Raw genomic sequence first — 9,804 nt, 5'->3', positions numbered from 1 at the left:
GGTCTTCGAGGAACCGCCAGTCGATCGAGCCCGACAGTCTGACCAGCGCATGGTCCGGATCGACGATTTGATCGAGCCTCGCCTTGAACAGATCGTTCTGTCCGCTCTCCCGCCGCGCCTTCGGCCGCATTGCAATTGCCCGTCGTTGATTAGCCCGCCGCGACAGAATCACAGCGATCGCCCAAGAGCAATTTGCAAGAAACTGCGGGCTCACCCGCCGAAATCCTGCGAACAGAACCATGTCTGTTCGCCAAAAATCGATTCTCTCTCAACGGCTTGCGTGTTCTTCACAACCGACCACATGCTAGACCGGTGATTGGCGCGAGGTTTGGAAGAGTCATTGCGAACATCGACGCAGAACTGGAGCGACGCGCTTACGATAGTCACTGACAGAGCGGCACCTGAGATAGTGCCGGCAGGCAGAACTAACCGGTGCCTCGATGAGGCGACCTGAGCGGAACAATCGGAACGCCACTACTTGGAATAACCTTCAACCCAATGCGCGTGCTGGCGGCGCTCCAACTTCGTACAGTCTCGTTTGTTAGACAAGTCACAGCCAATTCATTCCAGGATCTCACAACACGTTCCCAACTCTCTTTCCGAGCCGGGAGAAGCGCGAGCATCCTCTGCGCCTTGCGCGAAGCCGCGAACTTCCCGCTGCGCTTCGCTTCTTTAAGAATTTTGCAAACTAGCTCCTCAGTTCGCTTCCACCCTGCTTCCATCATTCTATCATCGACAAAGCTACCGAAGCATATTCGAAAGGATAAGGCACGGTCTGCGGCGATGTATGATGGTAGGCCCGGCTCGTTCAGCCACCGATGAAGAGCTTCGAGCTGGTCCGATCCGCCTAGCGTGAGAGCATCAGACCGCTCAAATATATAAAATGCCGCGAAGCCAGCGACCTCAAGCTGCATGTCCAACTCTAGCGATTCCAGCCAATTGGCAATTGCTTTTAGCGGAGACATTGCTCTGCTCTCCATACTGCCAGTTGTGATTGGGCCGGCGACTGGCATAAGGTCAGCTCGAGAGCGACTCTTGCCCGGAGAACACGAGCAGTCAACTACAAGAATCTGCAGGTGACGCAAATCAGAACCGTCCGCTCAAAGCGCTTCTTGGAGCAGGAGAGAAGCAATCGCAGTGGTGCGCGGCACGTCGGGCCTCACCGCGACGGGCAGCGTGGAAACTGAAGGGATCTGTTGGGAAGAACTGCAAGCACCCACGAGGATTGGTTGGCGCAATCTAAGATCGCATTATGTAAATGCCGCTTGCTGACTGAACGAGATTCGATTTTTGAGGTAATTGAGCATCACCGCAAGCTGCGCGCGCAAGTCGATGCCGCGGCCTCCATATCCGCAAAACTGGTCGAGGGGCCAGAGTTTGATGCCGCCGACGCGATCAGCGAGCAAAAGAGGTTGGCTCTCGAGGAGTACGCAGACGTGCTCATTCACTCTAAACCGACCGCGCTTGCGGGCGTCATCGCTCTGAACCGCTGCGTCGCAAGGCTACCAGCTTGGCAGCTGTCTGACGACTATGATTGGCATTAGTCGGTTCTGAACGCTAGCTGACGCCCTGGACGGGTACTGTCCAGAATGTTTCGCACTTTTGATCAGGCGACGGCTCCGGTTTCAGAGAGTTGTGGCTGATAGAGCGGTCGCATGTTCATGTAGCATTTGGTCGACCACGCCGTTCCGGCAATGTGCCGCAGCCGGGCCGCCGCCAAGTTGAGACAGGATTGACCGTCGGGGAAGGCGCCGACGACACGGGTTCGTCGCCGGATCTCCTTCATGATGCGCTCGAGCGGATTGTTCGTTCGAATCTTCCGCCAATGGATGTCCGGAAAGGCATAGTAGGCGAGCGTTTCGTGAACCGCCTGCTCGACGAGATCAGCAGCTTTGGCCATACGGCTTGCCCGCAGATCCGCGATGACGGTCCTGGCTTTCTCGTCGGCCGCGGCGCGGCTCTCCTGGGCATGAATGGCCTTGAGCATGTGGCTCACCTCGCGGACCCGGGTCGACGGCACGTGGCTGAAGACATTGCGATAAAAATGCACCATGCAGCGTTGATAGCGGGCCTCCGGCAGATAATCCGCAACGCTTTCGATAAGACCTCGGCACGCATCGGAAACAACCAACTGCACGCCCTCGAGACCGCGATCGACGAGATGCCGCAGAAACGATGACCAGCCGGATTTGTCCTCCTTGGCGCCCTCACAGATGCCGAGGATCTGATCCGTTCTTCGAGGCGGCGGAGATTCGCCCAGATGATCCGAGCCAACTTGTTGGCGACGGCGATAGCGACGACCATGGGCCGACGCCGCTCAAGCAGAGCTTCGATCCAGCCACCTCCAACTCGGGACCGTGCCTTTGGATACCGAACGACGTTGCGTGCCCCGATGACAAGCAAGTGCCTGAGATAGGAGTCGCCCTGCTTCGTTATGCGGCCGAGCCGGTCCTTCCCGCCGGTGGAATTCTGCTTAGGCGTCAGGCCCAGCCAAGCCGCGAATTCTCGCCCGGAGCGGAACATGGTCGGGTCCGGCACCGTCGCGGCGAGCGCCGTGGCCGTTATGGGACCAACGCCGGGAATCGAGGGCAGCAACTTCGCCATCGGATTTACTCTCTGCATCTGAGCCAGCTCACGCTCGATAGCGTCGACCTGCCGGTCCAATTCCTTCAGTTGGTTCACAAGAACATCCAGCGCCATACGGGCAGTGGCAGGTAGCGCGAGTTCCTCGTCATCCAACAAATCCACAAGACTATCCACCCTTTGCCGGCCCTGTCCGACAATAATTCCGAACTCCGCAAAGTGAGTTCGAATGGCGCAGGCCGTCATGGTTCTCTGGCGGACCAGCAGGCGTCTTGCACGATGAAGCATTAAGAAGCCTTGGTTCTCCACGCTCTTGATGGGAACAAATCTCATATTGGGGCGGCTAACTGCTTCACAGATTGCGGCCGCATCAGCGGCATCGTTCTTTGCTCCCCGCCGCACATAGGGCTTCACATATGCGGGCGGTATTAATCTCACGTTATGTCCAAACCGCTGAATCGCGCGCGCCCAGTAATGGGCGGTGGCGCAGGCTTCTATCCCAACCAGGCAGGGCGACAGGAGGAGAAGAAGGAGACGATCTCACCGCGCCGGAGGCGTTGGCGGCTGATCACTTGACCTTGAGTGTCAACCGCATGAACGTGAAATACGTGCTTCGAAATATCCAACCCAATTGTCACGACTTCCATGATGATTGCTCCTGTTAGGTACAGATATCGCCAGCATAGCGCCAGCGCCGAGGGAGCGGGGCCGTCTTCCCCATCAATGGCCGGCTCCGAGACGAATTGTTGAACGAGACGCTGTTCACCTCGCTGGCCCAGGCCAGGATCGAACTCCGACATTGGCGGGCCGACTACAACCGCGCATCAGAACACCCATTTGTCTATGTTGTTGAAGAGAAGAGACTTTGTTGATCGGGATGCGATCCTGCGGGGTATCTTGGGTTCTGCCGCGCTCGTTCGGTGATGGATGTGGCGGCATCCGTGGTCAAGGCCGCGCGCGCGAAGATCCATGGCCCATCCGGCAGAGGGTGGACGGCTTCGATCTGACCAGCTTCTGCGGCCAAGCGCAGCGTCTTGGATGCGACCTTGAGAAGCCTGGCGGCGTCGGAGAGATTGAGCCATGGCTCGACGCTATCCTCGGCCCGCCGGAAGACGGGTATCCGATGATAAGATCGCGTGGTTGTGACGCGCTCACGGGTCCAACGGTTGCCGTTGCCCGTCTTGAGGCCGTTGCGGTTGAGCAGGCCCGCAATCAGGTCGTCGCTGGCGATCAGCACCAGTTGCCGGATGGCTGCGATGATGTCACCGGAGGTGCTGTTACGCTGCCCCCGTCGACGCTTCGGCAGCCGCATCTCGCTGTGAGCGCCGCCCGCCCAATGCACGACAAGAACGATCTCGGACGCTTCGTCATCGATATCGGCAACGACCTCGTGGATCAGCGTACGGACGATGCGCTTCTTCAGCCGCGCATCGATGGTCGGCCCTGACCAGATTGACTTGAGGTCTGAGGCCAGCACGCTGAGCATCGTTGGATCGATCGCTGTCGGTGCGGTCGTCGCATCATGCGCGGCAATCTTGCTCTCTACCTCGGCGACGCGGGCAAGCGAGCGATTCCAGCGCGTCTCAAGCTCCGCGGCAACCAGGCGATTTGCCGGATCCGCCGTGTCATATTGCCGGAAGGCGCGATCGGCGGCGTAACGGGCCGCTTCGAGATCACGGCCGAGCGCTTCGCGAACTTGATCCCTCTGATGTCTGGCTTGGGCTGCGGCGGCCGTAGCCGCCGCAACGGCGCCGGGTCCGACAACGCCGAGCAGTGCCCCTTCGATCGCATCATCGACGCGCAAGCCACCGAACGCGATGCAGCGCGGTTCGCCGTTGTCCATCCAGCCGCGCGAGCAGCTGTAACGGGGGATGTGATGCTTCATACCGCTGTAGCGCAGCGTCAGCTTGCGGCCACAACGCCGGCTGCGGATGAGCCCAGCGAGCAGCGCCTCGCCATGCTTGGGCGCGCCATGATGCCGGCTCGTGGGCACGTTACTGGAGACCATTGTACGGATCGCTTCGAACCTCTCCCAGTTCACATAGCCTTCGTGGGCGTCCGGCTTGAGGACGAGCCACTCGGCGCGCGCCTTCCGCCGGATCTTCGCGCCTGCGCCATGGACGCCGTACCCCGTCGCTACGGCTGTTCTACCATAGGCGTAGGCTCCGCCGTAGACCGGGTTCTCGACCATCCTGTGGAGAGTCGCGTAGCTGGGCCGCCGCCAGGCTGTGTCGCCGTTCGGCTGCTTCACCGGTAGGTCGAGGCCGTGCTCATGGAACCACAGCAGCGCCTGCTGCGCGGTCCCGAGTTCCTCGATCTTGTCGAAGACGAGCGTAACGGCGTCCTGCACACGCCGGTCCGGATCCTTCTCGTAGCGATCACCGACCTTCACAAAACCGACTGGCGTGGCCGCAATCAGTTCGCCACGGCTGGCCTTCTCGTAGCGTGCCGAGAGCGAGCGTTGTCGCAAAAGGTCCAGCTCATACTCGTTGAGGCTCCCCTTCAGCCCGAGAAGCAGTCGGTCGTTGCCATGCCGCGGAACATAGACAGCTTCCTGGTCAACCAGCACCGTGTCGACGACGCGACACATCTCGATCAGCTGTTGCCAATCCCGGCTATTGCGGGCAAAGCGCGAGACCTCCCGCGCACAGACCGCGCCGACCTTGCCGAGGCAGACCTCGGCCACCATCCGCTCGAAGCCCGCGCGCTGGACGCCGCCGGCAGCGGAACGCCCAAGATCATCGTCGATCACCTCGATCTTGGACCACCCCAGCGCCGTCAATCGGTCGCGCATCGCGTATTGCAACGCGCTGCTCTCACGATTGTGCAGAACCTGATGGGCGGAGGACTGGCGCACATAGAGGATCGCCTTGCGCTCGAGATGGTGAGGGCGGACCTTGTCACTGATCATGACCGTCTTCCCTCTTCGCGAGCATTGCGCTTACTCGTGCATGGTCCAGCACCAGCTGCGTCATCAAGTTCACCAGCGCATCCTGCGCCTCCTTCGGCAGCTCCCGCCATTCCGGTACACCGACGGCGCCGTGCGCTATGCCACCCGTGAACAGGTCCATCTGATGCACGCCGAACCGCCGGTTGCGCCGAACCGGGTTCGCCGATATCGCCGTCCTGCTTGCCATGAGCCTCTCCCCGATTCTGATCGTGAGAGACTCCGCATGCACCGGAAAGCGGTTCATTCAATGATGATGTCGCGCTCTTGACCGCCGAATCGACAAGCGACGACAACGCGTTGAGCCCTTCAGGCTGACAAACGGCTCTGCCGTTAGGCTGCCACCGCGAGCACATGCCGCGCGGTCGAACATCCAGGATGGGATCTCCAGAAAACGCTGCGTCTCCGATCCATCCAGCGTGCAGCGGAAAACAACGCCGTCCGCCTTGTCGATCACACCATGGACGAAAACCTCGCGGCCTACCCAAGGGTGATGCCGGTACAGAACCTCACGGCATACGGTCCCTTGGGCGTTCTCAAGCCTTGTTGTACAACGAGGAGCGGCCCCATGGAGCCATCGGCAATCGGCCGCCGATTTTGCTGCAAAATCACGCCGGCGCCACCAGCCCGCCAACGTGACCAAGGCGCAAAACTCTAGTTCTGGGTGGTCCAAAGTTCGGTCTCGCTACACTCTGTTAGCAGAGGATTGAGCATAGCGTCTCATAGGAAATGTTACCGCCGCATACCACGACGGCAACGTTCTGGCCAGCGTATCGCTCTGCCGTCTTCAGATAGCCGGCTACCGCTACTCCTGCGGCTCCTTCGATTGCCATCCTGTGGCCAGCGAGCACGAGCCGAATAGCGTCCGCGATTTCGTTTTCCTGAACCAGGACGCACTCGTCTATGAGATCTCTGGCGTAACTGAAAGTGATGGCCTCACTTTCGATGCCGCCCGCAGTGCCGTCCGACAATGTAGGGTTCTCGGACACATCGACTATTTTTCCAGCCTTTAACGCAAGATACAATGCCGGGGAATTCTCAGGCCAGCAGCCGACGATCCGGAGGTCAGGATGGCGGGGCTTGAGATAACTAGCGATGCCGCTGATAAGGCCGCCGCCACCGACCGATACGAACACTGCGTCTAGCTTAGGGCATTGCCGCTCAAGTTCAATGCCAATAGTGCCCTGACCCACGATAACGTCTAAGTCATTATAGGGTGAGATGTATGCCCGATGTTGGACGACCGCGACTTCGCGCGCGTGTGCTTCGGAGGTAACCGCATCCGCGCCGAAAAACTGCAGCTTGACGGATTTGTACTGCTCAAGAGCGATGATCTTGGATTTCGAGGCAGTCGTGGGCAGAAATATGGTCCCGCGTGCCTTTAGCGCGGAAAGGCTGTAGGCGACGCCTAGTCCATGGTTCCCCGTTGACGAGGCGATGACGCCGCGGGCGAGATCGTCTTTGGAGAGGGACAGGATTTTGTTGAGAGCGCCGCGGACCTTGAAAGATCCCGTGTGCTGAAGGTTCTCGTACTTGAGCCATACCTCCCCTCCCCCGGACAAAGCCGAAAGAATAGGGGAATGGTCGACGAAAGTCTCCCTCACGAGTGATCTGATGCGAGCTTCAGCCGCAACTATGCGGCCAACAAGGCTTGCGCCAGCGCCCTCAGGCATGCCCTTCTATCCACCACCAGTTCACCGCAACGTTCAGGCCGTGCGATCGAAGATAGTGCCACCACCCCTCCGGAATGTAAAGAATATCGCCACGACACAATACGCATTCGAAAGGCCGCGCGTTCAACAATCTCGGAAACCGATCGAGATCTGGAAGGCGAAGATTTAAACGACTAAAGTGACGATACTTAGGATGGTCGTTATATGGGTAGAGGTTCCTGCGATCCGCCGGCGGGAACAAGGTAATATGCTTACGACCGTTTATCATTGCATACAGGTTATCGTAGGAATCGTAATGCAGCTTCGAGGCGTTACGGCCAATGCCCATCCATAAGTATGGAGGCCTCATGATCTTCGCGAGTGGGGCGAACGGCGGACGAACGACATCACCCACAAGTTCAGGGAGATACCGCAACGCATCAATCTGGGCGAGGTAATAGGTCGTTTGACTTGCCGCGTCGCCATAGAGCAGATAATCGACGAAGCGGCCAAACGTCGAGTGGGTTTGATCTTTACCAATTCGCTCTGGCACAGCGAACTCTTTATCCGGAGAGAATTCGATGGGCACACGCCTATGGCCTGCTGCTGCCTTTAAGTAGCCGGAGGTCCAACGTTCGATAGCCCCCAGGGTCAATGCCGCGCCTTTGATGACGACCGGAAGCGCCGGACGCACAAATCGCCGATGAAATTCCTCTGCACTCGGAGTAGCGATGCTATCGATCGATTGCGCGGTCTCCAGCCACGCTCTGTTAACCACCGACGGATTCATGATAACTCCTAAATTTGAACTCCGTCGCATCGAGCGGAGGAGTTTCGTCTGACTTTAGCTGTGCTGCTTAAGGTCCCGCCTATAAAGGATATCCTGGTTCAACTCTTCCGTGGTGTAGTGACCTCTAGAAACGATTACTATCGTGGTCCTCCTCGATCATGCGAAGCAACGGCCGGCACATCGATTCTGGCGGTGAGAAGGATTCGCTTAGTCGTCTCGATGCGATGGCGGACGAAGTATTCCTTATCGAGATATGCGGTCGGATCTCCAAATTCAGGAGGAATCCGACTCGCTTCTCGGATGGAGTGAGCACTGCACTACTTCACAATTCTAGACCGCCTGGAAGTCGCGCCACCATCGGGCGGCCACCGTTCCCAGCTCACGCGCCGATCGCGCGGCCATTTCACTCCCTTCGTCGCGTCACGAGCGCGCCGCACGATCGGCGAGCTCGGCCCGCAGCTCTTCGTCGCGCAGGGAGCGCGCTGCACGATCGGCCCGCAGTTCCTCATCTCGCAACGAGCGCGCCGCACGATCGGCGAGCTCGGCCCGCAGCTCTTCGTCGCGCAGGGAGCGCGCTGCACGATCGGCCCGCAGTTCCTCATCTCGCAACGAGCGCGCCGCACGATCGGCGAGCTCGGCCCGCAGCTCTTCATCGCGCAGGGAGCGCGCTGCACGATCGGCCCGCAGTTCCTCATCTCGCAACGAGCGCGCCGCACGATCGACGAGCTCGGCCCGCAGCTCTTCGTCGCGCAGGGAGCGCGCTGCACGATCGGCCCGCAGTTCCTCATCTCGCAACGAGCGCGCCGCACGATCGGCGAGCTCGGCCCGCAGCTCTTCGTCGCGCAGGGAGCGCGCCGCACGATCGGCCCGCAACCCTGAACGCGCTGCACGATCGAGACGTGCACGGGACAGGTTCTCGTCGCGCAATGCGCGCCTCGCCCGCGATCTCGACACTCGTGCGCCAGAGCGCGTCGCGAGGTCGAGCTGGTCTGCCACATCTTCGAGCTGCTCCTGGAATCTCGCCGTGATGATCAGCAAGTCCTGAGATAGATCCACAAGAGTTTCATAAGCCATTGGGTAATCCTCCGTTAGTTACTGGCGCAGATTGGTTGAGGAGTGTGGTCTGTTCGGAGTCGCACTCTGGGTCCCCCGGGGGCGAGCTCGTGTCCCCGGTTCAGCTCACCACTGACTGAGCGCTGGATCCAAGCTGGAAGGTGCCGTGCAAACAGCAATCCTTCAACTACCTTATTTCGTAGGCCTATTTGTGCGAACTCGGCTAGGGATCGGGCGGCACTTCTCGGCCTGTGTTGGTCTCGCGCCAAAGCAGAGCTCGAGCGGGAGCAAAGACAAGCTTGGCAGCATCAGCAAGCAGGGCGATCGCTATTTGCGTAGCCTGTACACGGCTGGCGCGCTCGCTGTAATCCGCTACGCCAAGTTCCATGGCACCGATCATCGGCCATGGCTCACGCGATTGTTGGCCCGGCGGCCCACCGGCCATCGCGCTTGCCAACAAGCTCGCCAGGATGGCCTGGACTGTTCGCCGTCAGCACTCTTGAGACAGATTGAAGGGTTTTCCGGAAGGAGGATTTCTGGTTCATCGTAGCCACCAGGAGCGAAGATGAAGCAGAAATCCGGGCCGCGTAAGCCGGCGGCTGAACAAGTGTTGAAGGACATCCGGCGCCAGACCCGTCGGCATTACTCTGCGGAAGAGAAGATCCGTATTGTGCTGGAGGGGCTGCGGGGCGAGGAGAACATCTCCGAGCTCTGCCGCCGCGAAGGCATCGCCGCCTCGATGTATTACGGTTGGTCCAAGGAGTTCCTGGAAGCCGGCA

Annotated in this window: 10 protein-coding genes and 2 pseudogenes; 4 read left to right on the top strand and 8 right to left on the bottom strand. The window is 59.6% G+C overall.

What is annotated here, in order from left to right; translation table 11 throughout:
- Positions 1-241 (bottom strand): hypothetical protein (locus E4K64_RS38475; protein ID WP_135167358.1); only part of this gene is annotated, 241 nt, incomplete at its 3' end.
- Positions 242-1,196: 955 nt separating this feature from the next.
- Here E4K64_RS38475 and E4K64_RS38465 point away from each other — a divergent pair.
- A complete protein-coding gene (locus E4K64_RS38465; RefSeq protein WP_235884954.1) occupies positions 1,197-1,544 on the top strand; it encodes a hypothetical protein in 348 nt (115 codons plus the stop codon).
- Between the two features lie 62 nt (positions 1,545-1,606).
- On the opposite strand, the gene E4K64_RS38460 is transcribed toward E4K64_RS38465, so the two are convergent.
- Both E4K64_RS38460 and E4K64_RS38455 read right to left on the bottom strand, forming a co-directional pair.
- Positions 1,607-2,170 carry an IS256 family transposase gene (locus E4K64_RS38460; protein ID WP_235884955.1) on the bottom strand — a complete coding sequence of 188 codons (564 nt, stop codon included), beginning with the start codon at positions 2,168-2,170 and terminating at the stop codon, positions 1,607-1,609.
- Positions 2,171-2,241: 71 nt separating this feature from the next.
- Positions 2,242-3,230: pseudogene (locus tag E4K64_RS38455) on the bottom strand (IS110 family RNA-guided transposase); the annotation flags it as partial.
- A gap of 75 nt (positions 3,231-3,305) precedes the next feature.
- Between E4K64_RS38455 and E4K64_RS38450 the strand changes: the two are divergent.
- A pseudogene (locus E4K64_RS38450) lies at positions 3,306-3,416 on the top strand (integrase core domain-containing protein); the annotation flags it as partial.
- 8 nt (positions 3,417-3,424) lie between these two features.
- Here E4K64_RS38450 and E4K64_RS38445 read toward each other — a convergent pair.
- The 5 genes from E4K64_RS38445 to E4K64_RS38425 form a co-directional block, all read right to left on the bottom strand.
- Positions 3,425-5,494: a recombinase family protein gene (locus E4K64_RS38445; protein ID WP_135167580.1), complete on the bottom strand. Its 2,070-nt coding sequence runs from the start codon at positions 5,492-5,494 to the stop codon at positions 3,425-3,427.
- A complete protein-coding gene (locus E4K64_RS38440; RefSeq protein WP_126262223.1) occupies positions 5,484-5,720 on the bottom strand; it encodes a hypothetical protein in 237 nt (78 codons plus the stop codon). Before E4K64_RS38440 ends, E4K64_RS38445 begins: the two co-directional genes overlap by 11 nt.
- A gap of 505 nt (positions 5,721-6,225) precedes the next feature.
- Positions 6,226-7,203 carry a threonine/serine dehydratase gene (locus E4K64_RS38435; RefSeq protein WP_126262224.1) on the bottom strand — a complete coding sequence of 326 codons (978 nt, stop codon included), beginning with the start codon at positions 7,201-7,203 and terminating at the stop codon, positions 6,226-6,228.
- Positions 7,196-7,972, bottom strand: a complete 777-nt coding sequence (locus tag E4K64_RS38430; protein WP_164719166.1) for a cupin-like domain-containing protein — start codon at positions 7,970-7,972, stop codon at positions 7,196-7,198. Before E4K64_RS38430 ends, E4K64_RS38435 begins: the two co-directional genes overlap by 8 nt.
- 420 nt (positions 7,973-8,392) lie before the next feature.
- A complete protein-coding gene (locus E4K64_RS38425; protein ID WP_135167579.1) occupies positions 8,393-9,010 on the bottom strand; it encodes a hypothetical protein in 618 nt (205 codons plus the stop codon).
- A 181-nt stretch (positions 9,011-9,191) separates the two neighbouring features.
- Here E4K64_RS38425 and E4K64_RS42015 point away from each other — a divergent pair, with 181 nt between their 5' ends.
- Positions 9,192-9,575 (top strand): transposase, encoded by a 384-nt coding sequence (locus E4K64_RS42015; protein ID WP_164719167.1) that lies wholly within the window; start codon positions 9,192-9,194, stop codon positions 9,573-9,575.
- Between the two features lie 15 nt (positions 9,576-9,590).
- The coding region (locus tag E4K64_RS38415) for a transposase (protein ID WP_167767821.1) at positions 9,591-9,804 on the top strand (214 nt) is incomplete at its 3' end.

This window comes from Bradyrhizobium frederickii (assembly GCF_004570865.1).
In the GTDB taxonomy this organism is placed as follows: Bacteria; Pseudomonadota; Alphaproteobacteria; order Rhizobiales; family Xanthobacteraceae; genus Bradyrhizobium; species Bradyrhizobium frederickii.
Note: the sequence above shows the minus strand (reverse complement) of the source record. Positions and strands in the feature narration are given on the sequence as shown.

What these genes read in the sequence shown, in the direction of transcription:
- E4K64_RS38430 (WP_164719166.1), bottom strand. Translation starts at nt 7,972, where the DNA reads ATGAATCCGTCGGTGGTTAACAGAGCGTGGCTGGAGACCGCGCAATCG.
- E4K64_RS38445 (WP_135167580.1), bottom strand. Translation starts at nt 5,494, where the DNA reads ATGATCAGTGACAAGGTCCGCCCTCACCATCTCGAGCGCAAGGCGATC.
- E4K64_RS38440 (WP_126262223.1), bottom strand. Translation starts at nt 5,720, where the DNA reads ATGGCAAGCAGGACGGCGATATCGGCGAACCCGGTTCGGCGCAACCGG.
- E4K64_RS38435 (WP_126262224.1), bottom strand. Translation starts at nt 7,203, where the DNA reads ATGCCTGAGGGCGCTGGCGCAAGCCTTGTTGGCCGCATAGTTGCGGCT.